At 67.7% G+C, this 22,251-nt stretch carries 22 protein-coding genes; 13 read left to right on the forward strand and 9 right to left on the reverse strand.

Translation table 11 applies throughout. The features are described from left to right. Window positions 1–4 precede the first annotated feature (4 nt). Complete coding sequence (locus ACJEIK_RS05250) at window positions 5–1,984, forward strand: thioredoxin domain-containing protein (RefSeq protein WP_061001762.1); 1,980 nt, start codon at window positions 5–7, stop codon at window positions 1,982–1,984. Window positions 1,985–1,994: 10 nt separating this feature from the next. Continuing rightward, on the forward strand, window positions 1,995–2,357 hold the full coding sequence (locus ACJEIK_RS05255) for a nuclear transport factor 2 family protein (RefSeq protein ID WP_061001775.1): 363 nt from the start codon (window positions 1,995–1,997) through the stop codon (window positions 2,355–2,357). 49 nt (window positions 2,358–2,406) lie between these two features. On the opposite strand, the gene trhA is transcribed toward ACJEIK_RS05255, so the two are convergent. Further along, window positions 2,407–3,132, reverse strand: coding sequence for a PAQR family membrane homeostasis protein TrhA (gene trhA / locus ACJEIK_RS05260; RefSeq protein WP_061001761.1), 726 nt, complete (start codon window positions 3,130–3,132; stop codon window positions 2,407–2,409). 116 nt (window positions 3,133–3,248) lie between these two features. On the opposite strand from trhA, the gene ACJEIK_RS05265 reads away from it, so the two are divergent. The 4 genes from ACJEIK_RS05265 (at window position 3,249) to ACJEIK_RS05280 (ending at window position 6,477) form a co-directional block, all read left to right on the forward strand. Then, entirely contained in the window at window positions 3,249–4,046 is a 798-nt protein-coding gene (locus tag ACJEIK_RS05265; protein WP_061001760.1) for a (2Z,6E)-farnesyl diphosphate synthase, read from the forward strand. A 21-nt stretch (window positions 4,047–4,067) separates the two neighbouring features. Beyond that, window positions 4,068–5,432, forward strand: coding sequence for a hypothetical protein (locus ACJEIK_RS05270; protein ID WP_406784775.1), 1,365 nt, complete (start codon window positions 4,068–4,070; stop codon window positions 5,430–5,432). Window positions 5,433–5,561: 129 nt separating this feature from the next. Beyond that, window positions 5,562–5,981: a hypothetical protein gene (locus ACJEIK_RS05275; RefSeq protein WP_061001759.1), complete on the forward strand. Its 420-nt coding sequence runs from the start codon at window positions 5,562–5,564 to the stop codon at window positions 5,979–5,981. Between the two features lie 94 nt (window positions 5,982–6,075). Next, the gene (locus ACJEIK_RS05280; RefSeq protein ID WP_061001758.1) at window positions 6,076–6,477 is read left to right on the forward strand and encodes a hypothetical protein; all 402 of its coding nucleotides are present in this window, start codon (window positions 6,076–6,078) and stop codon (window positions 6,475–6,477) included. 63 nt (window positions 6,478–6,540) lie between these two features. On the opposite strand, the gene coaA is transcribed toward ACJEIK_RS05280, so the two are convergent. After that, on the reverse strand, window positions 6,541–7,479 hold the full coding sequence (gene coaA, locus ACJEIK_RS05285) for a type I pantothenate kinase (RefSeq protein WP_061001757.1): 939 nt from the start codon (window positions 7,477–7,479) through the stop codon (window positions 6,541–6,543). A gap of 63 nt (window positions 7,480–7,542) precedes the next feature. Between coaA and ACJEIK_RS05290 the strand changes: the two genes are divergently transcribed. The 6 genes from ACJEIK_RS05290 (at window position 7,543) to ACJEIK_RS05315 (ending at window position 14,164) form a co-directional block, all read left to right on the forward strand. Continuing rightward, on the forward strand, window positions 7,543–8,775 hold the full coding sequence (locus ACJEIK_RS05290) for a DUF885 domain-containing protein (protein WP_110783765.1): 1,233 nt from the start codon (window positions 7,543–7,545) through the stop codon (window positions 8,773–8,775). A 6-nt stretch (window positions 8,776–8,781) separates the two neighbouring features. Continuing rightward, entirely contained in the window at window positions 8,782–9,240 is a 459-nt protein-coding gene (locus ACJEIK_RS05295) for a hypothetical protein (RefSeq protein ID WP_133425518.1), read from the forward strand. A 49-nt stretch (window positions 9,241–9,289) separates the two neighbouring features. After that, window positions 9,290–10,762: a glycine hydroxymethyltransferase gene (locus tag ACJEIK_RS05300; RefSeq protein ID WP_409431155.1), complete on the forward strand. Its 1,473-nt coding sequence runs from the start codon at window positions 9,290–9,292 to the stop codon at window positions 10,760–10,762. 120 nt (window positions 10,763–10,882) lie between these two features. Next, window positions 10,883–11,704 (forward strand): acyl-ACP desaturase, encoded by an 822-nt coding sequence (locus ACJEIK_RS05305; RefSeq protein ID WP_061001751.1) that lies wholly within the window; start codon window positions 10,883–10,885, stop codon window positions 11,702–11,704. 190 nt (window positions 11,705–11,894) lie between these two features. After that, window positions 11,895–13,208: a PhoH family protein gene (locus ACJEIK_RS05310; protein WP_061001774.1), complete on the forward strand. Its 1,314-nt coding sequence runs from the start codon at window positions 11,895–11,897 to the stop codon at window positions 13,206–13,208. 86 nt (window positions 13,209–13,294) lie between these two features. Then, complete coding sequence (locus ACJEIK_RS05315) at window positions 13,295–14,164, forward strand: polysaccharide deacetylase family protein (protein WP_061001750.1); 870 nt, start codon at window positions 13,295–13,297, stop codon at window positions 14,162–14,164. 288 nt (window positions 14,165–14,452) lie between these two features. On the opposite strand, the gene ACJEIK_RS05320 is transcribed toward ACJEIK_RS05315, so the two are convergent. From ACJEIK_RS05320 to glpX, 3 genes are all read right to left on the reverse strand, one after another. After that, complete coding sequence (locus ACJEIK_RS05320; RefSeq protein WP_064860364.1) at window positions 14,453–14,812, reverse strand: hypothetical protein; 360 nt, start codon at window positions 14,810–14,812, stop codon at window positions 14,453–14,455. 434 nt (window positions 14,813–15,246) lie between these two features. Beyond that, window positions 15,247–16,653, reverse strand: a complete 1,407-nt coding sequence (locus tag ACJEIK_RS05325) for a class II fumarate hydratase (protein WP_061001747.1) — start codon at window positions 16,651–16,653, stop codon at window positions 15,247–15,249. Window positions 16,654–16,681: 28 nt separating this feature from the next. Then, on the reverse strand, window positions 16,682–17,710 hold the full coding sequence (gene glpX, locus ACJEIK_RS05330) for a class II fructose-bisphosphatase (RefSeq protein WP_061001746.1): 1,029 nt from the start codon (window positions 17,708–17,710) through the stop codon (window positions 16,682–16,684). Between the two features lie 127 nt (window positions 17,711–17,837). Between glpX and ACJEIK_RS05335 the strand changes: the two genes are divergently transcribed. Continuing rightward, window positions 17,838–18,494: a DUF4245 domain-containing protein gene (locus ACJEIK_RS05335; protein WP_061001745.1), complete on the forward strand. Its 657-nt coding sequence runs from the start codon at window positions 17,838–17,840 to the stop codon at window positions 18,492–18,494. Here ACJEIK_RS05335 and ACJEIK_RS05340 read toward each other — a convergent pair. The 4 genes from ACJEIK_RS05340 to ACJEIK_RS05355 all read right to left on the reverse strand — a co-directional run bounded on the left by ACJEIK_RS05340 (window position 18,421) and on the right by ACJEIK_RS05355 (window position 22,233). Continuing rightward, a complete protein-coding gene (locus ACJEIK_RS05340; RefSeq protein ID WP_061001744.1) occupies window positions 18,421–19,638 on the reverse strand; it encodes an AI-2E family transporter in 1,218 nt (405 codons plus the stop codon). The two genes, ACJEIK_RS05335 and ACJEIK_RS05340, sit on opposite strands and share 74 nt — an antisense overlap. A gap of 32 nt (window positions 19,639–19,670) precedes the next feature. After that, window positions 19,671–20,435 (reverse strand): SDR family NAD(P)-dependent oxidoreductase, encoded by a 765-nt coding sequence (locus tag ACJEIK_RS05345; RefSeq protein ID WP_133425522.1) that lies wholly within the window; start codon window positions 20,433–20,435, stop codon window positions 19,671–19,673. Between the two features lie 93 nt (window positions 20,436–20,528). After that, window positions 20,529–21,557: a sensor histidine kinase gene (locus ACJEIK_RS05350; protein WP_133425523.1), complete on the reverse strand. Its 1,029-nt coding sequence runs from the start codon at window positions 21,555–21,557 to the stop codon at window positions 20,529–20,531. Then, complete coding sequence (locus ACJEIK_RS05355; protein WP_061001741.1) at window positions 21,544–22,233, reverse strand: response regulator transcription factor; 690 nt, start codon at window positions 22,231–22,233, stop codon at window positions 21,544–21,546. The genes ACJEIK_RS05350 and ACJEIK_RS05355 overlap by 14 nt, the downstream gene beginning before the upstream one ends. Between the last annotated feature and the right edge of the window lie 18 nt (window positions 22,234–22,251).

Raw genomic sequence — 22,251 nt, forward strand, 5'->3', positions numbered from 1 at the left:
AGGTATGGCCAACACGCTCGGCTCCGCCACCAGCCCCTACCTCCGCCAGCACGCCGACAACCCGGTGCACTGGCAGCAGTGGACGCCGGAGGCCCTGGCCGAGGCCGCGGCCCGCGACGTGCCGATCCTGCTGTCCATCGGCTATGCCGCCTGCCACTGGTGCCATGTGATGGCGCACCAGTCCTTCGAGGACCACGACGTGGCTGCGGTGACGAACGAGAACTTCGTGTGCATCAAGGTCGACCGGGAGGAACGTCCCGACCTCGACGCCATCTACATGAACGCCACGGTCGCGATGACGGGCCAGGGCGGCTGGCCCATGACGTGCTTCCTGACGCCCGACGGCCGGCCCTTCTTCTGCGGCACGTACTACCCGAAAGACAGCTTCCTGCAGCTGCTTTCGGCGGTGACCGACACCTGGCAGAACCGGCGGGACGAGGTCGAGCAGGCATCCGACCAGATCGCCACGGAGCTGCGCAAGATGTCGTCCGCGCTGCCCTCAGGTGGCCCGGTCCCGTCACCCGAGCTGTGTGACCACGCCGTCGCCGCGGTGCTGCGCGACGAGGACCATGCCCGCGGTGGCTTCGGCCGGGCGCCGAAGTTCCCGCCGTCGGCATTGCTGGAAGCCCTGCTGCGGCACCATGAACGCACCGGTTCGGGCCTCGACGCCGTGGAACGCACAGGTGCCGCGATGGCGCGCGGCGGCATCTACGACCAACTGGCGGGCGGCTTCGCCCGGTACAGCGTCGACGCGTCGTGGGTGGTGCCGCACTTCGAAAAGATGTTGTACGACAACGGATTGCTGTTGCGGGTGTACGCCCACTGGGCACGGTTGACCGGAAACCCGTTGGCCCGCAAGGTGGCCGACGAGACGGCGCGGTTCATCATCGACGACCTCGGCGACGGCGGCATGTTCGTCTCGTCGCTGGACGCCGACACCGCCGGGCACGAGGGCCTGACATACGTGTGGACGCCGGCGGAGCTGGTGTCGGTGCTGGGCAACGACGACGGGCTTTGGGCCGCTGCGCTTTTCGAAGTCACCGAGGCCGGCACGTTCGAGCACGGCAGCTCGGTGCTGCAGCTGCTGACCGACCCCGACGACGCCGCCCGCTTCGAGCAGGTTCGCGCGAAGTTGATGGCAGCCAGGGCGCTGCGGCCGCAGCCGGGACGCGACGACAAGATCGTCACCGCCTGGAACGGCTTCGCCATCACGGCGCTCGCGGAGGCGTCCGTCGCACTCGGCAAGCCCGAATTCCTCGCTGCCGCAACGGGTTGCGCCCGCCGGCTGCTGGATCTGCATCTGGTCGACGGCCGGCTGCGCCGGGCCAGCCTCGGCGGCGTCGTCGGCGACAGCGTCGGGATCCTGGAGGACTACGCGGCGCTCGCGACGGGCCTGCTGACGCTGCATCAGGTGACCGGCGATGACAGCTGGCTGACGGCCGCGCACGGTCTGCTCGACACCGCGCTGACGCACTTCGCCGACCCGGACCGCGGTGGCCGCTGGTTCGACACCGCGGATGACGCCGAGGCCCTGCTGGTGCGCCCCGCCGACCCGGTCGACGGGGCGACGCCGTCGGGTGCGTCGTTGGTCGCCGAGGCGCTGCTGACGTTCGCGCACCTGGCCGCCGAACCCGAGCGGTACCTCGATGCGGCCGCCGCCACACTGGCGTCGGCAACCCCCATCCTGGCCCGCTCGCCACGCGGCGGTGGCCACTGGCTGGCGGTCACGGAAGCGGCCGTCCGCGGCCCCATTCAGATCGCGGTGGCCTGCACCGGTCCGGACTCGGAATTGCTCGGTGCGGCACGCAGATTCGCGCCCGGTGGCGCCATCGTCGTCGGTGGTGCCGAGGGGTCGTCGACGCTGCTCGACGGACGTGGCCGCGTGCACGGCCAGGACGCCGCGTACGTCTGCCGTGGCCAGGCGTGTGACCTTCCGGTGACGACGGCGGGGGATCTCGGCGCTGCCCTCGGCGCGGCCGTGTAGCGTGCGGCGCATGCCCAGCGCTGAGCAGATCACCGAAAACGTCAACCGCTATCTGGACCTCGTCGACGTCGCCGACGCCGACGGGATCGCGGAGCTGTACGCCGTCGATGCCGCCATCGAGGACCCGGTCGGCGGTGAGGTGCACGTCGGCCGCCAGACGATCCACGGCTTCTACTCGAACATCGCGGGCACCAAGAACTCCCACGAACTGCACACGCTGCGGGTCTGCGGCCACGAGGCCGCGTTCTACTGGACCCTGACCGTCAACAGCGCCATGCGCATCGACATCATCAGCACCATGAACTTCGACGCCGACGCCAAGATCACCTCGATGAAGGCGTACTGGGGCCCGGCGAACGTCACCCAGCTCTGAGCGATTTGTGCACGATTTTCCGCGGTGAGCGCGGAAAATCGTGCACAAATCACCCGGAAAAGACGGCGAACCACATCGCGATGTAGTGGCAGATGGCCGCCACCGCGGTGCAGGCGTGGAAGAACTCGTGGTGCCCGAACGTCCGCGGCCACGGGTTGGGCCACTTGAGCGCGTAGAGCACGCCGCCGATCGAGTACAGCGCGCCGCCGACGATCAACAGCACGACCGCCGTGACGCCCGCGCCCTCCAGGATGGGCCCGATGAACCAGGCCGCGACCCAGCCCAACAGGATGTACAGCGGCACGCCGAGCCAGCGCGGCGCCGTCGGCCACAGCATCTTGAGGGCCACGCCGGCCAGCGCCCCGCTCCAGACGATCCAGAACAACAGCCAGCCGTCGGTGCGCACCGCGAGCAGCGCGAAAGGCGTATAACTGCCGGCGATGAAGATGAAGATCATCGAGTGATCCATGCGCTTCATCCAGGTGCGCGATTTCTCCGACTTCCAGTTCACCCGGTGATAGGTGCCACTGACGGTGAACATCGCGACGATGGTGAAGGTGTAGAGCAACGTCGCCAAACCGGCGCGCGTGCCCTGCATGGCCCACGACACCGAAACCAGTGCGGCACCGGCAAAGAACGCGACCACCGCCGAATAGACGTGAATCCAGCCGCGGGCGCGCGGCTTGCCGAGGAATTCGACGACGCTTTCCACCACCACGTCGGGCAGTGAATCCGCCTGCCGGAGCACCGCGGCGGCGCGGTACGGCTTGGTCATGTTCGACGGTGCGTTAGCCGGGTCGGTGGCGGCCGGACCTGTATCGCTCGGAGCGGACAACGTTCCTCCACTAACAGCCATGGGATACCCAGGCGTCCACAGTAGTCTGGTTTCTCGTGGACATCATTCCCCCGCGTCTCAAGGAACCGGCGTACCGGCTCTATGAGCTGCGGCTGCGTCAGGAGCTTGCGCACTCGAAAGCGCAACTGCCACGCCACATTGCGGTGTTGTGCGACGGGAACCGGCGCTGGGCACGTGAGGCTGGTCACGACGACGTCAGCTACGGCTATCTCATGGGGGCGGCCAAGATCGCCGAGGTGCTGCGCTGGTGCCAGCAGGCCGGTATCGAGATGGCGACGATCTACCTGCTCTCCACCGAGAACCTGCAGCGCGACCCGCAGGAGCTGGCGCCGCTGATCGAGATCATCACCGACGTCGTCGAAGAGATCTGCGCGCCCGACAAGCACTGGACCGTGCGGACCGTCGGCGACCTGGAGCTGCTCGGCGAGGAGCCGGCCAAGCGGCTGCGCGACGCCGTGGAGTCGACGGCCGCGCGCACCGGTGCCGGGTCGTTCCACGTCAACGTCGCCGTCGGCTACGGCGGCCGGCAGGAGATCGCCGACGCCGTGCGCACCCTGCTGAGCAAGGAGCTCGCCAACGGCGCGACGGCCGAGGAACTCATCGAGGCCGTGACCGTCGACGGCATCTCCGAGAATCTCTACACCTCGGGCCAGCCCGACCCCGACCTCGTCATCCGCACGTCGGGGGAGCAGCGGCTCAGCGGATTCCTGTTGTGGCAGAGCGCCTATTCGGAGATGTGGTTCACCGACGCACACTGGCCCGCCTTCCGGCGGGTGGACTTCCTGCGCGCGCTGCGTGACTACACGCTGCGCAACCGCCGCTACGGCAAATAGCGTTCGTGCCAAACTGAAGACATGGCTGCGCTGTCGGCAGTGGTCTTCGCCCTGAGCTGGTGGCTGGGGCTGTACCTGCTCGCGCGGGATCCCCGCAAGCCCATGCTGGCGTGGACTGCGTTCGGGTTGTGCAGCTTCGCCGTGGTGGTCGCAGTCGACGCGATCCGGCTGGCCGGCGACGCTCCGACCGGCCCGCTCAGTCACATCGAGGCGTACCTGGCGGTGCTGCCCGGCATCGCCTGGCTCACCGTGCTGCTCGAGCTGTCCCGGCCCGTGGACTCGGCGCGGAGCCGGTGGGGTTTCGTGGCGGTGGCGACGGTGGCGGCCATCGCGCTGGTCGGGGCCGGGATTTCCGGGGGTGTGCACCCGCCGCTGCGGCCCGGGCACTGGGTCATGGTCGGGGCCATCGCGCTGTCGGCGTTCGGTGCGCTCGTGCTGGCGGTACGACGGCTGCGCCGTGGTGCGTCGTCGCGCAAGATCGTCCCGCCGGTGGTGGCGGCGACGTTGTTCTTCGGGCTCGGCAATGCGATCCTGCTCATTCCGCTGGGCTTGTTGCCCAGTTGGCTGGTACTGGCGTCCGCGGCCTTCGACGTGCTGCTGCTGGGCATCGCGGTGGCGTGGTGGGACGCCTTCGACGAAGGGCAGGCCCTGCGCGCGGGGATGCGCCGCTCGCTGGTCGGCAGCATGGCGGTGTCGGTGCTGTTCGGTGGCCAGGTGCTGATCGGCCTGGCGGTCACGGGCGAGCATCTGGCGCTGATGGTGTTGTTGTTCACCAGCCTCGCGGTGGCCATCGCCATCAACGTCCTGGCCGACCCGCTGTCCGGGCTGCTGGACCGGCTGGCCTTCGCGCGCGAGCCGGACCTGCGGGCCGACCGCGCCGCACTGCGTCGCACCGAAGCTGCACTGCCGCTGCGGGCTACGAACCCGCTGGACCACATCGATGACGAGACGTTCGTCCGCCTCACCCGGCGCGCACTCGGCCACTACGCCGACCTCTCCAAGCTCGTCGCCTCGCCGTTGACGACGCTGCCCGTCATCGATGACAGACTCGCCCGCCGCGGCGCACCCGACCAGCCGCTGGAGCGCGCCAACGAACTCAAGGATTTGCTGGCCGATCGCATCGCGGCGCTCAAACCCCGCGACGGCGGCGACTTCGGCACCACCGAGCAGTGGCGGCACTACAACTCGCTGTACTTCCCGTACGTCGTCGGGGTGCGGGCCTACGCGCAGAACGCCACGGCGGCCGGGCTCGACCCGGTGGCCCGGCAGGCGTGGCAATGGTTCGTCACCGAGGTGCCGCAGCGGTCGCTGCACAACTGGCAGAACGCGGCGGCCCGGGTGATCGCCGCCGACCTGCGCGGTACCCCGGTCTCTACGCTGACGTAGGCCGCAAGGGTCGCTGACCTGCGGTTGGCAGTGCCTGGCAGTAATCGGCAGCGTTTGGTGCAGACCGGGCAGCCCGGTTCGAGCAGTGTCATGGGTGTCCCCCAACCGGCACCGCAAGGAGCGACCGCCATGACCGCAATCAACCCAGGGCTCCACACCCGACCACTGTCCGACAGCTCCGATTCCCTGCTCCGTTTCGGCCTCCGCGTCGACGGCACGCTGTGCTCGCTCACCGGCCTGCTGATGGCGTTCACCGCCGATCCGCTGTCCCGGTTGTCGGGGCTGTCGGCGACGTCCGAATGGGTCATCGGCGCGGTGCTGGTCGTTTGGGGATTTGCTCTTTACGTCCTGGCCGCCGTGCCCAGGATTCGGCGCGTCGGGACCGGCGTGCTGATCGGCAATCTGATCGGCACCGTCGCGGTGCTGGGTGTGCTGGCCTCCGGAGTGCTGCCGCTGACCGCGGCGGGCAACGTCCTGGTGCTCGCGGTCATGGCCGTGGGCCTGGGCTGCGCCTGGCTGCAATACCTCGGAGTACGCCGTCTGGCGTGACTCCTTTCCCGCCGGGCGGGGGCGTCGCTGAAAGAGGTTGCAGTTGACGTCCCCGCGCCGGCCTTCACCACCCCCACCAACGAAAGGAAACTCCATGACCACCATCACCGCACCCGCCCGCGTCCGCTCTGACCGCCTGCTGCGGCTGGCACTGCGGGCCGACGCGCTCATCAGCGGCACCGGCGGCGTTATCCTGGCGGCCGCGGCCGGCGCCATCGCATCGGAGTCGGGCATCCCGCAGCCGGCCGTCTATGTGCTCGCCGCCGTGCTCGTCGTCTACGGCGTCGGCGTCTACGGACTCTCGACCATGGCGGCGGTGCGTCGTCCCGGTATCGCGGTGGCGATCGCCAACGTCGTCTTCACCATCGCCGCGGTGCTGGCCGTGGTCGACGATGTCTGGCCGCTGACGACGACGGGCGTGGCCATGATGATCGTCAGCGCCGTCTACACGCTCGCGATGGCGGAGTTGCAGTACCAGGGCGTCCGCCGCGCCTGATCACCCCGGGATTTGTGCACGATTTTCCGCGCCTACCGCGGAAAATCGTGCACAAATCCCTGTCTAGAGCTTGCGGAGGCGCAGCCGGTTGATGGCGTGGTCGGCGTCTTTGCGCAGCACGAGCGTGGCGCGGGGCCGGGTCGGCAGGATGTTGTGGATCAGGTTGGGCAGGTTGATGGACTGCCAGATGTCGCGGGCGGCGAAGATGGCCTGCTCGTCGGTCAGCGTCGAGTAGTGGTGGAAGTGCGACTGCGGGTTGGCGAAGGCGCCCGCCCGCATCGCGAGGAACCGCGACACGTACCACTGCTCGATGTCCTCGATGCGGGCGTCGACGTACACCGAGAAGTCGAACAGGTCCGAGATCATCAGCGCCGGCCCGGTCTGTAGGACGTTGAGGCCCTCGATGATCAGGATGTCGGGGTGCCGGACGACGACCTTCTCGCCGGGCACGATGTCGTAGATCAGGTGCGAGTACACCGGGGCCGACGCCTGGTCGGCGCCCGACTTGACCGCGGTGACGAACCGCATCAGCGCGCGGCGGTCGTAGCTCTCGGGAAAGCCCTTGCGGTGCATGATCTTTCGCCGCATCAGCTCGGCGTTCGGGTACAGGAAGCCGTCGGTGGTGACGAGGTCGACGCGCGGGTGGTGGCCGAACCGGGCGAGCAGCGCCTGCAGCACGCGCGCGGTGGTCGACTTGCCGACGGCGACGCTGCCGGCCACGCCGATGATGAACGGCACCGGACGGTCGGGGTTCTGCTGCGGTTCGCCGAGGAACTCGGCGGTCGCGGCGAAGAGGCGCTGCCGGGCGGCGACCTGCAGGTGGATCAGACGGGCCAGGGGCAGGTAGACCTCTTCGACTTCAAGCAGGTCGAGTTGCTCGCCCATACCGCGCAGGCCCAGCAGCTCATGAGCTGTGAGTTTGAGGGGAGTCGCCATACGCAGCGCGCGCCATTGGCGCCTGTCGAACTCGACGTAGGGACTCGGCTCGCTCGGCCGCGGCATGTGCCCAGTCTTGCAGTCATTGCCGGGCGATGAACGCGGGGGTACCGGCTAACGTGGGCGGGTATGAGCACTGGGCATACCTCGATGCCGGTTCCCGACACCGCCGCCGATGCCTTGATCCGTGAATACCTGCTGCTGGGTCTGCGGTTCGACCGCATCGAGGAGGGCTACGTCGACTCGTTCACGGGCGAGCCGGCACTGCGCAAGCAGGTCGCCGACGAACCCGCGCCGGACCCCGCGACGCTGGCCCGGCAGGCCCGCCGGTTGCACGGCGAGGTCGACGGCTCCGGGTTGGACGCGCAGCGTGCGGATTACCTGAAGGCACATCTGCGGGCCCTGGACTGCGCGGGGCGCAAGTTCGCGGGGGAGGACGTCGGCTTCGTCGACGAGGTCCGCGACTACTTCGATGTCGACATCACCAAGGGTGACGAGGACAAGTACCGCGAGGCGCATCGCCTGCTCGACGAGGCGCTCGGCGGCAGCGGCCCGCTGGTCGAGCGCATGCAGGCCCACCGCTCCGGTGAGGAGATTCCGCCCGAGCGCCTCGAGGAGTGCATCCACGCGTTCTCGTCCGCGCTGCGCGACCGGGTCCGCGCCGACTTCCCGCTGCCGGACGCCGAGACCATCAACTACGAGATCGTCACCGACAAGCCGTGGTCGGGCTTCAACTACTACGAGGGCAACTACCGGTCCACGGTCGCGGTCAACGCCGACCTCAAGCAGCAGATGTCGAACCTGCCGCGGCTGGTGGCGCACGAGTCGTACCCGGGCCACCACACCGAGCACTGCCGCAAAGAAGCCGGCCTCGTCGAGTTGGGCGGCCAGGCCGAGCAGACGATCTTCCTGGTCAACACGCCGCAGTGCCTGATGGCCGAGGGGCTGGCGGACCTGGCGCTGTACGCCGCCATCGGTCCGGATTGGGGGGCGTGGGCCTCGGAAATTTACGCCGACTTGGGCCTGCGCTTCGACGGCGAACGCGCCGAAGCGATCTCGACGGCGAGCGCCGCGCTGGCCGACGTCCGCCAGGACGCCGCACTGATGCTGCACGACGAACACCGCGACACCGACGACGTCGTCGCCTTCCTGCAGCGCTGGCTGCTGACCAGCCCGGAGCGGGCCCGGCAGTCCATGCGGTTCCTGTCGTCGCCGCTGTGGCGCGCGTACACGTCGACCTACGTCGAGGGGTACCGGTTGCTGCGGGGCTGGCTCGACGCCCGGCCCGCCGACGTCAGCCTCACCACGCGGTTCGGCCGCCTGCTCGACGAGCCGCTGATCCCGTCGTCACTGCGGAGTTAGCCGCCGGTGGCGACCCTGCGGCGCGACAGCGCCGGAAAGGCCATGCCGCTCAACGTCTTGTTGGTGGTGTGGATGGCGATCGGGCGGGGCGTGTTGGCGCCGCTGGGCTGGATGACGGTGTTCGTCGTCCTCGTCTCGCCGGCGCTGCTGATCTGTCTGACGATGACGACCAGGATGATCCGGCAGCTGCCCGGGCGGGAGCTGACCCCTGCCCAGACCCGCGCGCAGGTGACCGTGTGGTCGGCGATGTTCGGCTTCGGCGTGTTCTGCGCCGACGGCGGCGACAGCGGCACCACGTCGTCGATCCTGATGAAACTGCTCGGCGAGCCGTCTTGGTCGGAAACCGTGAGCCTGGCGCTGTGGTCGGCCTGCGTCATCGCCGGGCCCGTCGCGTGGTGTGTGCTGTTCGCCAAGCTCAGCGGTAGCCGTGCGCCCGCCCAGCCGCCGTTTCCGCACCCCGGCTAGGCATCACCCTGGGGCGGGAGCGATGCGACCAGCGGATTAGTCTGGGGGCATGACCTCTGACGCTTCCGTGTCCAACGCCGGCCTGGGTGCCGAGTACGCCGCCACCGCCAGCGAGGCCTACCAGGCGGCGCTGCGGGTCATCGAGCAGGTCGAGCCCCGGGTCGCCGCGGCCACCCGCAAAGAGCTTGAGGATCAACGCAGTTCGCTGAAGCTGATCGCCAGCGAGAACTACGCATCGCCGGCCGTGCTGCTGACCATGGGCACCTGGTTCTCCGACAAGTACGCCGAGGGCACCGTCGGGCACCGGTTCTACGCCGCCTGCCAGAACGTCGACACCGTCGAGGCCCTGGCCGCCGAGCATGCCCGCGAGCTGTTCGGCGCCCCGTACGCCTACGCGCAGCCGCACTCGGGCATCGATGCCAACCTGGTCGCCTTCTGGGCAATCCTGGCCACCCGCATCGAGGCTCCCGGCCTGGCCGAGCTCGGCGCCAAGCACGTCAACGACCTGTCCGAAGCGGACTGGGAGAAGCTGCGCAACAAGCTGGGCAACCAGCGTCTGCTGGGTATGTCGCTGGACACCGGCGGCCACCTCACGCACGGCTTCCGCCCCAACATCTCGGGCAAGATGTTCCACCAGCGCAGCTACGGCACCGACGCGCAGACCGGCCTCATCGACTACGACGCCGTCGCCGCCGCCGCCCGGGAGTTCAAGCCGCTGGTGCTCGTCGCCGGCTACTCGGCCTACCCACGCCGGGTGAACTTCGCCAAGATGCGCGAGATCGCCGACGAGGTCGGCGCCACCCTGATGGTCGACATGGCCCACTTCGCGGGCCTGGTGGCCGGCAAGGTGTTCACCGGCGACGAGGACCCGGTGCCGCACGCCCACGTCACCACCACGACGACCCACAAGTCGCTGCGCGGCCCGCGCGGTGGCCTGGTCCTGGCGACCGAGGAATACGCCCCGGCCGTCGACAAGGGTTGTCCGATGGTGCTCGGCGGCCCGCTGTCGCACGTGATGGCCGCCAAGGCCGTCGCGCTCGCCGAGGCCCGGCAGCCCGAGTTCCGGACCTACGCCCAGAACGTCGCCGACAACGCCAAGGCGCTGGCCGAGGGCTTCCTCAAGCGCGGCGCGACGCTGGTCACCGGCGGCACCGACAACCACCTGGTGCTGCTGGACGTGCAGTCGTTCGGTCTGACCGGCCGGCAGGCCGAGTCGGCACTGCTGGACGCCGGCGTCGTCACCAACCGCAACGCCATCCCGAACGACCCGAACGGCGCCTGGTACACCAGCGGTATCCGCTTCGGCACCCCGGCGCTCACCACGCGCGGCTTCGGCGCCGACGAGTTCGACAAGGTCGCCGAGCTGGTGGTCGATGTGCTCGAGAACGCTTCCGCCGACGCCGGCCCCAACGGCCCGTCGAAGGCGAAGTACACGCTGGCCGACGGCACCGCCGACCGCGTCCGCGCGGCCTCGGCCGAGATGCTGGACGCCAACCCGCTGTACCCGGGTCTGACGCTCTGAGCATCTGACGCCTGCACCTGGGACCTATGACCTCGAAGCAAGAGACTTTGGTCGTGGGTCCCTTGTGTATCCGGCGGGGCAGATTTCAAAAACATGTGAACTCGGGTTACAGTTACTTTCATGGCTGAGAAACCGGTTGCCAACGCACTGACCCTCGAGCTCGAGCCCGTGGTGGACACCGAGCTGTCCCGGCACCTCGCGACTGAGGAAGCCTGGTACGCCCACGACTACGTGCCGTTCGAGCAGGGTGAAAACTTCGCCTTCCTCGGCGGCACCGACTGGGATGCCTCCAGCGTCACGCTGCCCAAGCCGGTCACCGATGCGCTGGAAATCCTGCTCATCACCAAGGACAACCTCGCGGGCTACCACCGCGAACTGGTCGAGCACTTCATCCTCGAGGACAAGTGGGGCCGCTGGCTGGGTCGCTGGACCGCCGAAGAGCACCTGCACGCCATCGCGCTGCGCAACTACCTGGTCGTCACCCGTCAGATCGACCCGACCGCCAACGAGGACGTGCGCGTCGAGCACGTCATGAAGGGCTACCGCGCCGACAAGTACAGCCAGATCGAGACGCTGGTCTTCATGGCGTTCTTCGAGCGTGCGCACGCCGTCTTCACCCGCAACCTGCAGGCCCAGATCGAGGAACCCGTGCTTGCCGCCATGGCCGGCCGCATAGCCCGCGACGAAGAACGTCACGAGGAGTTCTTTGCCAACCTCGTCACGCACCTGCTGGAGACGCACCGCGACGAGACCATCGCCGCCATCGCGGCCCGGGCCGCCGGCCTCGAGGTCATCGGTGCGGACATCGACGCCTACCAGGACAAGGTCCAGGTCGTTGCTGACGCCGGCATCTTCGACGCCACGGCGCTGCGCACCGTCATCTCCGACCGCATCAAGGCGTGGGGGCTGAGCGACGAACCGTCGCTCGCTCAGTTCATCTAGACGTCACAAAAGAGTCACGGCGCGCCAGTGAGCGCGCGGCCGTTGCCGGGGGTAGCGTCGCCGGTGATGGCTAGCGAATTGCTCTGCTATCCGGGCGGTACCCGATTAGAGATTGGGACCGGCCCCGGTCCAGGTACCGCTGCGTCCACCGAAGTACTCGTGTGGGGCCGCACGGGCCGAGGAGCGCCACGTGTCTGATTCGCAGGTCCGTACCTACGTGCTCGATACCTCCGTGTTGCTGTCCGATCCCTGGGCATGCACGCGCTTCGCTGAGCACGAAGTGGTTGTCCCCCTGGTGGTCATCAGCGAGCTGGAGGGTAAACGCCACCATCACGAACTGGGCTGGTTCGCCCGGCAGGCCCTGCGCATGTTCGATGACTTGCGATTGGAACACGGTCGACTGGATCAGCCGATTCCTGTTGGGACGCAAGGTGGTTCGCTGCAGGTTGAGCTGAACCACGTCGACCAGTCGGTGCTGCCCTCGGGCTTCCGCACCGACACCAACGACCACCGGATCCTCGCGTGCGCCGCCAACCTCGCCGCCGAGGGCAAGCGAGTCACCTTGGTCAGCAAGGACATTCCGCTGCGTGTCAAGGCCGGCGCGGTGGGCCTGACTGCCGACGAGTACCACGCGCAGGACGTCGTCACGTCGGGCTGGACCGGCATGACCGAGATGGACGCCGCCCCGGAAGACATCGACACACTGTTCGCCGACGGCGAGGTCGACCTGCTGGAAGCGCGGGATCTGCCGTGCCACACCGGCATCCGGCTGCTCGGTGGCACATCGCACGCGCTCGGGCGGGTCAACGCCGAGAAGCGCGTGCAGGTAGTTCGTGGTGATCGCGAAGTGTTCGGCCTCCGGGGAAGGTCAGCCGAACAACGCGTCGCCCTCGATCTGCTGCTCGACGAGTCCGTCGGCATCGTCTCTCTCGGTGGCAAAGCCGGTACCGGCAAGTCGGCGCTGGCGCTGTGCGCCGGCCTGGAAGCGGTGCTCGAGCGCCGCACCCAGCGCAAGGTCGTCGTGTTCCGGCCGCTGTATGCCGTTGGCGGACAAGACCTCGGCTACCTGCCGGGCAGCGAGAGCGAGAAGATGGGCCCGTGGGCGCAGGCCGTCTTCGACACCCTCGAAGGCCTGGCCAGCCCGGCCGTGCTGGAAGAGGTGCTGTCCCGCGGAATGCTGGAAGTGTTGCCGCTCACGCATATTCGCGGCCGCTCGCTGCACGACTCGTTCGTCATCGTCGACGAGGCCCAGTCGCTGGAACGCAACGTGCTGCTGACGGTGCTCTCGCGCCTCGGCTCCGGTTCCCGCGTGGTGCTCACGCACGATGTCGCCCAGCGCGACAACCTGCGTGTCGGCCGGCACGACGGTGTCGCGGCGGTGATCGAGAAGCTCAAGGGCCACCCGCTGTTCGCGCACATCACCCTGATGCGCAGCGAACGCTCGCCGATTGCCGCGCTGGTCACCGAGATGCTCGAGGAGATCAGCCCCGGCACCCTGCCGTGACCTGAGCCGGACCGCGATTTGTGCACGATTTTCCGCGCTGAACACGGGTTTTCGTGCACAAATCGCGGCGTCGGTAAGGTGATTGGGTGCGACGCGAGAGCAAGGCCTGGCCCTACTGGCGAACCGTCCTCGGCGTGTGTGCCGGTGTGACGATCGTCGTGGTCGGGTGTCAGACCGGCAATGTCGCCAAGGCCGACGAAGTCGACTGCAGCAAGTACAAGTGCGTCGCGCTCACGTTCGACGACGGTCCCAGCCCGTACACCGACCGGCTGCTGAAAATCCTGCAGGACAACGACGCCAAGGCGACGTTCTTCGAGATCGGCAACAAGGTCGCCGCCAACCCCGACGGCGCCAAGCGCGTCGTCGAGGCCGGCATGGAGCTCGGTCAGCACACCTGGGAACACCCCAACATGACGACCATCCCGCCGGAGTTCATCGCGGGCCAGTTCAGCAAGGCCGGCGACGCCATCGAGAAGGCCACCGGGCAGCGGCCGAAGCTGGTGCGCACCGCCGGCGGCCTGATCAATGACCAGGTGCTCGCCGAGGCCAAGAAGCAGGGCCTGGCCGACATCAACTGGGACGTCATCCCGTTCGACTGGGCCAACGACTCCAACACCGCGGCCACCCGCTACATGCTGATGACGCAGATCAAGCCGAATTCGGTGGTCCTGTTCCACGACACCTACTCGTCGACGGTCGACCTGGTGCAGCAGTTCATCCCGGTGCTCAAGGCCAACGGCTATCACCTGGTGACGGTCAGCCACATGATCGGCCATCGCGAGCCGGGCACCAGCTACGGCAGCCGGGAGAACGGCCCGCCGGTCAACGATCTGACCGACATCCCGCCGGCCGAGATTCCGACGCTGCCCAACACCCCGTCGCCGCCGCCGATGCCGAACATCCCGATCACCGACATCCCGGGTGCCAATTCCGGCGGCTCGAACAACGGTCAGTAGTCACGCCGGGGCGGTTTCAGGTACGCGCTCGCATCGACAACCCGAAACGTTTTGAGTGGCCGCGACATATTCGTGGGTGCCTCGAGCATCAGATGTACGTGGCTTCAATCGTGGTGGGGCGTGGCTGCCCTGACTGAAGTCAGGTACCTTTTCCGGCCGCTGGACGTCCCTGGGTTCAATCACCACCGGTGGTTGGTCATCGCGATTGAACTCACGGACTTTTTCCGCCCGACTCGGGCGCCAACGCATCTGCTGAGCCACGATCTGACGAGCTGACTCGCGGCGGAGCTACGCGGTGGGGAAGCGGTCGACGATCGCGTCGACCATCGCCAGGAGATCGGCGATGCGCCCGCGTAGTACCTCGAGATGCTTGTCGGCGCCCTGCTTGGCCGCCCGGCGCTCCGTCACCGCCAGTTGCAGGTGCAACTCGGCCAGTTCGTCCTCGAGCAGTTCGATGAACAACTTGGCCTGCAGGACATCGGCATTCCGTTGACCCGGTGCTGTCGTCACGAGTTTGAGGACCTCGGCCTGGGGTTTGGGCAGCCGCTCGCCGGTGTGCGTGTGCGGCATGTGGAAGCGGCCGTGCGTCATGCACGGGACGGCATCCAGCCGGGCACCTCGGTGCGAATCGGTGAGCTCGGCCGTCATTGCAACACAATTGCAAACGCACGGGTCGAATCCCGTTTCCCGGCAGTATCTGTCCAGTAAGGAGCTGTTCACATTCGCTTCACCTGCGATGTGAGCTGGCGGCTGCCGAGCGGGCTGTTCTGTCCCATTGATCCTGCGCTCACGGTCATGTCCACTCGGGATTTTGCGCCGTAGCCGCGGAATCAATGTCGGCCTCGCGTTGATCGTGCGCTCAGGATCCGCGCTACTCGAACTTTGTCTGCATAACCGCAAAGTCAACGGGCACAGGGCATTTGCTTGTCGAGTGCCCAGCGGGCGGAGCCTCGCGACTGTGCCGCCAGCGCCTCCCGCCCGCGGATCTGACGATCTGTACGCACCCTGGACGTGAATTCCGGCGAAACACGAAGCCCCCAGAATCCAGGGATTCTGGGGGCTTCGCGGCTCAGCGCAGAAAACTACTCGCCGTCCTTGACCTTCGCCATGGCCAGCACGTCGAGACGCTTGTCCAGCTCGGCCAGGGAGAGGTTCTCGCCGATCAGGCCGCGGTCGATGACCGTCTGCCGGATGGTCTTCTTCTCCTTGAGGGCTTCCTTGGCGACCTTGGCGGCCTCCTCGTAGCCGATGGCCGAGTTCAGCGGCGTCACGATCGACGGCGACGACTCCGCCAGCGTGCGCAGGTGATCCTCGTTGGCGACGAGGCCGTCGATGCACTTGGACGCGAACAGTCGCGAGACGTTGGACAGCAGCGTGAAGGACTCCAGCACGTTGCGGGCCATCATCGGGATGTAGACGTTCAGCTCGAAGGCGCCCGACAGACCGCCGACGGTGACGGCCGCGTCGTTGCCGATGACCTGCGCGGCCACCTGGGTAACCGCTTCGGGCAGAACAGGATTCACCTTGCCCGGCATGATCGAGCTACCCGGCTGCAGGTCCGGCAGCTGGATTTCGCCGAGGCCGGTCAGCGGGCCCGAGCCCATCCAGCGCACGTCGTTGGCGATCTTGGTCAGCGACACCGCGATGGTCTTGAGCGCGCCGGACGCCTCGACGAGTCCGTCGCGGGCGGCCTGGGCTTCGAAAGAGTCTGCGGCGGTACGCAGTTCGGCGATGCCGGTCTGGTTCACCAGCACGTCGACGACCTTGGAGCCGAAGCCGTCAGGGGCGTTCAGGCCGGTGCCGACGGCGGTGCCGCCGATGGCCAGCTCACCCAGGCGGGGCAATGTCGCCTTGACGCGTTCGATGCCGGCCTCGATCTGGCGGGCGTAGCCGCCGAACTCCTGGCCCAGGGTGACGGGCACCGCGTCCATGAGGTGAGTACGGCCGGACTTGACGACGGTGCGCCACGCGCGGGCCTTGTTGGCCAGCGACTCGTGCAGCACCTCGAGGGCCGGAATCAGGTGGCGCACAGCGGCTTCCGTTGCCGCGATGTGTGTGGCGGTGGGGAAGGTGTCGTTGGAGCTCTGCGACATGTTGACGTGGTCGTTGGGGTGGACCTCGACGCCGTTGCGCGCCGCGATGGAGGCGATGACCTCGTTGGCGTTCATGTTCGAGCTGGTGCCCGAGCCGGTCTGGAACACGTCGATGGGGAACTGGTCATCGTGCAGACCGTCGGCGATCTCACCGGCGGCGGCGATTATGGCGTCGGCCTTGTCGGGGTCCAGCAGGCCCAGGTCCTTGTTGACCTGTGCGCAGGCGCCCTTCAGCAGACCCAGCGCGCGGATCTGGGTGCGCTCCAGGCCGCGGAACGAGATGGGGAAGTTCTCCACGGCGCGTTGTGTCTGCGCGCGCCACAGGGCGTTGACCGGAACCCGGACCTCGCCCATGGTGTCGTGCTCGATCCGGTACTCGACATCGTTGTCGGACATGTGCTCCCTTTGGTTGAGGTGAAACGAATTACGGCAGGGGGTGTGCGGCGGAAATATCCCCGGTGAAGTCCACCGCGGAGTATTCGTTGAGCTTGGACAGCCGGTGGTAGGCCTCGATCATCCGGACGGTGCCGGACTTCGAGCGCATCACGATCGACTGCGTGGTGCAACCGCCGGCGAAGTACCGCACACCGTTGAGCAGGTCACCATCGGTGACGCCCGTGGCGCAGAAGAAGACGTTGTCGCCGGCGACCAGGTCTTCGGTGGTCAGCACGCGCTCCAGGTCGTAGCCACGGTCCAGGGCCCGCTGCCGCTCGGCGTCGTCGGTCGGCGCGAGGACGGCCTGGATGGCGCCGCCCATGCAGCGGATGGCGGCCGCGGCGATGATGCCTTCGGGCGTGCCACCGATACCGGCCAGGATGTCGGTGCCGGACTCGGGGCGGCAGGCCGAGATGGCGCCGGCGACGTCGCCGTCGGAGATCAGGCGGATGCGGGCACCGGCCTCGCGAACCTCGCTGATCAGCTGGGCGTGCCGGGGCCGGTCCAGGATGCACACCGTGACATCGGCCACCGACTCGTTGAGGCGCTTGGCGACGCGGCGGATGTTCTCGCCGATGGGTGCGGTGATGTCGATGACGTCGGCGGCGTCCGGTCCGACGGCGATCTTGTTCATGTAGAACACGGCCGACGGGTCGAACATGGTGCCGCGCTCGGAGACCGCGAGCACCGAGATGGCGTTGGGCATGCCCTTGCTCATCAGGGTGGTGCCGTCGACCGGGTCGACGGCGAAGTCGCAGTCCGGACCGTCGCCGTTGCCGACCTCTTCGCCGTTGTAGAGCATCGGGGCGTGGTCCTTCTCGCCCTCGCCGATGACCACTACGCCGCGCATCGAGACCGAATTGACCAGCTCACGCATGGCATCGACGGCCGCACCGTCGCCGCCTTCCTTGTCACCGCGGCCGACCCAGCGGCCGGCGGCCATGGCCCCGGCTTCGGTCACGCGGACCAGTTCGAGGGCGAGGTTGCGGTCTGGGGCTTCTCGGCGCGAAGGCGTCATGCGCCGATTGTCCCATTAGCCATTTGTTGGTGTGCGGTCGGGAGTTGGGATACTGAGCCCTGTGACGTCTCAATCGCCGGAACCCGACGACCAGTCTGTCGCCGCATCTGATGGGCGGCCCGCCGCCGTGCCCAACGCGGTCGCCGAGGGGCAGTCGGTGCCGGTGCCGCGCCCGGCGAAGGACCGGCTGCTGCAGGACGGCCGCGACATGTTCTGGTCCATCGCCCCGCTGGTGGTGGCCTGTGTTGCGCTGGCCGGAATGCTCGGCATGTGTTCGTTCGCGCCGCAGGGGCCGGGTAAGGGCCCGGCGCCGCAGTACGACGCCCCGGCCGCGCTCAAGGCCGACGCCGCCGCGCTGCACATCCCGATCCGGATCCCGCAACTGCCGTCCGGCTGGCACGCCAATTCGGGGTCGCGCGGCGCCATCGAGGCGGGCCGCACCGATCCCGTCACCAAGCAACCCACGCGGGCGCTGATGTCCAGGGTCGGCTATCTGACCGCCTCCGGCATGTTCGTCGCGCTGACTCAGAGCAACGCTGACGAGGAGAAGCTGGTGTCCTCGATCCACAGCGGCATGTATCCGACGGGGGCGCAGGACCTGGGTGGCGTGCACTGGGTGGTGTACGAGGGGGCCGGCGAGGACCAGCAAGGTACCGAGCCGATCTGGACCGCCAAGCTCGACGGGCCGACGGGGCCGGCGCAGGTCGCGGTCAGCGGGTCGGCGAGTCCGGGGGACTATCGGACTCTGGCAGAGGCGACGCAGAAGGCGCAGCCACTGCCGTAGCGGGCTGCTTCCTGCGCATCACGGCGATCAGGCGGGCGAGGCGCCCCGGTGCGTGGGGTTCATCGGGCTCGGGTTCGCTCAACGGAACGCCTTTGTACACAGCGAGGTACACGCTGATGGTGGTGACGACGACGATCATCAGCACCGGGCCGATCACCAGGCCCAGGAAACCGAACATCGCGATGCCGGAGAACACCGACAGCAGCATCAGCGCGGAGTCCAACCGCGCCGCCTTGGGGACCAGGATCGGCCGGAGCACGTTGTCGATGTTGGTGACCACCAGGATGTGGAACAGGATCACGAACAGGCCGCCGCCGATGTTGCCGAACAGTGCCATGCCGATGCCGAACGGGATGCTGACGATGCCTCCACCGAGCGGAATCACCGACAGGGCGCTCAGCAGGATCGCAAAGATGAAGAAGCCGTCGTGGAAGCCGGCGATGTAGATCGAGATCGCGCCGGACACACCCTGCGCCAGTGCGATGACGAACTGGCCGAGTACCGTGCCGCGCACCATGGCGCCCATCTTGGCCAGGTACAGGTCGGTGACGTCCTCGCCGAGTGGGTTGAGCCGCCGGATCAGTAGGACCACGTCATCGCCGTTGACCAGCAGCGAGATGAACACATAGATGAAGATGACGGCACCGGCGAGCGCGCCGAAAAGTCCGCCCGCGGCGGTCTGCAGCACGTTCAGGCCCCACTCGCCCGCGCGCTGCGCAAACGTGATGATCCACTTCTGGACCGACTCGGGCGTCAGGGTCACGTGGTGCAGGTAGGGGATTTGTGCCAGCAGGTCGTTGGCGGCTTGCAGCGCCCGGGTGCCCAGCGCGCCCATGTCGTTACGACTCACCCACTGCGACACGTTGCGGATCATGGCGGTGATCTGGACGACGCCGATGGCGACGGCCCCGCTGATCGGCACAACCACGACCAGCAGCGCGGCCAGCAGGGTCAGGGTGGCCGACAGGCCGGTGCTCAGCCGCTTCGACAGCCGACGGAACAACGGGGTGAAAAGGTAGGCCACCACCCCGGCAACGACGACCAGCATGAACTGCCCGCGCAGGAAGTACGCGCCGAATCCGACCGCCAGGACCGTCGCGACGGCGAGGGCCCGTTTCTGGGTGACCGTGAATTCGGTGTCCATGACGGTGATTCTGACGGATTTGCCGCCGGTTGCTACCCCGACGCGAGCTTGAGGAGGTGGCTCATGATGTCGGGGTAGCGTTTGAGATGCGCGCCGCCGTTGAGGTCGAGAACCTCGCCCGTCATCCATGACGACTGCTCCGAGCACAGGAACAGCACGGCGTTCGCGATGTCCTCGGGGGTGCCGGCGCGGCCCAGCGCGGTGTTCTCGACGTACTCGTCGACGACGCCGGGGATCATCGCGGCGCCTTCGGTCAGAGGAGTGGTCACGAAACCGGGGGCGACGGCGTTGACGCGAATGCCCTTGGGGCCCAACTCCAATGCGGCCACCTCGGTCAGCATCGACAGGCCGGCCTTGGCGGCGCTGTAGGCGCTCATGCCGATGGCGGGCTGGCGGCCGTTGAGCGACGAGATGCACACCAGCGACCCACCCTCACGCAACTTCTGGCCGGCGTATTTGGTGACGATGAACGACCCCGTCAGGCAGCAGTCGACGACGGCGCGGAAGTCCTCGACCGGCATGTCGACGATGAGCCCGAAGGTCGAGAACCCGGCGCAGCTGACGACGGCGTCCAACTCCCCGGTCTGCTCGAAGACGGCAGCGACGGACGCTTCGTCGGTGACCTCGACGGCGACGGCGGTGTGCGGTGCGCCGAGTTCGGCGGCGCGGGCCTCGGCCAGCTCGGCGTTCCGGTCGGCGATGGTGACGCGGTAGCCCTGCGCGGCCAGGCCCTGAGCGGTGGCCCAGCCGATACCGGATGCCCCACCGACGATGACGGCGTTGCGCTGTGTGCTCACTGGTTTCTCCTGGCGTGATCGAAACCTGTCCCCGGGCCCGGACCACAGGTGTGAACAGATTACACAATCTGTTCACACCTGTGGGTGAAGTGTCTATGTGCTGTCGGCGAGCGGAAGCCGAACCTCGAAGCGTGCGCCCGTTTCGAGGTTGTGAGCCGACAACGTGCCGCGGTGGGCCTGCACCAGACCCGCTGCGATCGCCAGTCCCAAACCGGACCCACTCGGCAGCGACGAATCGGCGCGCGGCACGCGGCCGTTGGACCCCCGGTAGGCGACGTCGAACACCCTGGCCAGATCAGCCTCGTCGATGCCTACTCCCGTGTCGTCGACGCGGGCCCAGGCGCCGTCGGCATCGCGGCCCAGCGTCAGCTCGACGCGGCCCCCTTCCGGGGTATGGGCGATGGCGTTGGCGACCAAATTGGACAGCACCCGTACGAGGGCTCGGTCACTCCCCGTCACGCGGACGGGATACTCCGGCAGCTGAGCGGCCAGCTGCACTCCGGCTCGCTCTGCGGCGATTCGGTGCGCAGCCAGCACGTCATCGACCACCTCATCGAGCGCGACGGTATCGTGGGCCGGCTGCACTGCACCGGCATTGATCTTCGACATCTCGAACAGGTCGTCGACCATCTCGGACAATCGAATCGATTCCTGCTCAATGTGTTTGGCGTGGGCGCGTACCTCGGCACTGTCCACGAGGCCGTCGGAGATCGCTTCCGACACCGCGCGAATGCCGGCCAGCGGGGTGCGCAAGTCGTGGCTGACAAACGCAACCAGCCGACGCCGGGATTGCTCTGCAGCGCGTTCGGACGCCCGAATCTCCTGTTCCCACACCGTCCTTCGCGCTTGGTAGCGGGCCAGCATCACTGCCGCGGGAATGGTCACCACGGCGACGATCACCAGCACCACTGCGATCCGCTCGAAAGTCTCGGTGATCATGAAGCCACTGGCGCCGAGCACGCCGGTGAAGGTCGCAAGGGTCGGAATCAGTACCAGGGCAACCATGCTGACCGCCAGCGACCAGGAGCGAGCCAGGTGGATCAACACGCCGCCGGCTACCACGACGGGAACCGAACAGGCCAGTGCCCAACCGATGATCTCCCACAGGTCAGTTGCCGGCATGGTCGTCGTCTCCCCACAGATAGCCGCGCCCCCATACCGTCTGAATCCGGTGGGCATCACCAAGTTTCGCGCGCAGCCGCTTGATATGCACCGTCACCGTCGACTGATCGCCAAAATCCCACTGCCACACCAGTTTCAAAAGCTGGTCGCGGGAGTACACAGTGCCGGGATGGGTGAGTAGGAACACCAACAGGTCAAATTCACGGTTGGTCAGGCTCACCGCGACGCCGTCGATGGTCACCGAATGCGCGGAAGTCGACACCTGCAGCGCACCGTTCGTGATCTCCAAGGGCCCAGCCAGATCTCGAGCGGGCACCCGCCGTAGCACCGAACGCACACGCAAGGCGAGCTCGCGGGGACTGAATGGTTTGGTGAGGTAGTCGTCGGCGCCGGCCTCCAAGCCGGCGATCCGGTCGTCCTCCTCGCCGAGCGCGGTCAACAGCATCACCGGCAGTCCGTAGCCGTCGCCGCGGCGCATGCTGCGGCACAACGTCAGCCCGTCGGGTCCGGGCATCATGACGTCCAGCACCGCCATGTCGATGCGCTCGGTCTTCAACAGCGCCAGCGCTTCATTGCCGTCACGCGCGATCGACACATCGTGTCCATCGCGCTCCAGATACCGGCGCACCACGTCACGCACGACGGGGTCGTCATCTGCGATCAGTACCGTCGTCACACCCGACAGCCTAGCCCG

Origin of the sequence: Mycobacterium sp. SMC-16 (assembly GCF_046250085.1) — a bacterium.
GTDB classification, from domain to species: domain Bacteria; phylum Actinomycetota; class Actinomycetes; order Mycobacteriales; family Mycobacteriaceae; genus Mycobacterium; species Mycobacterium phocaicum.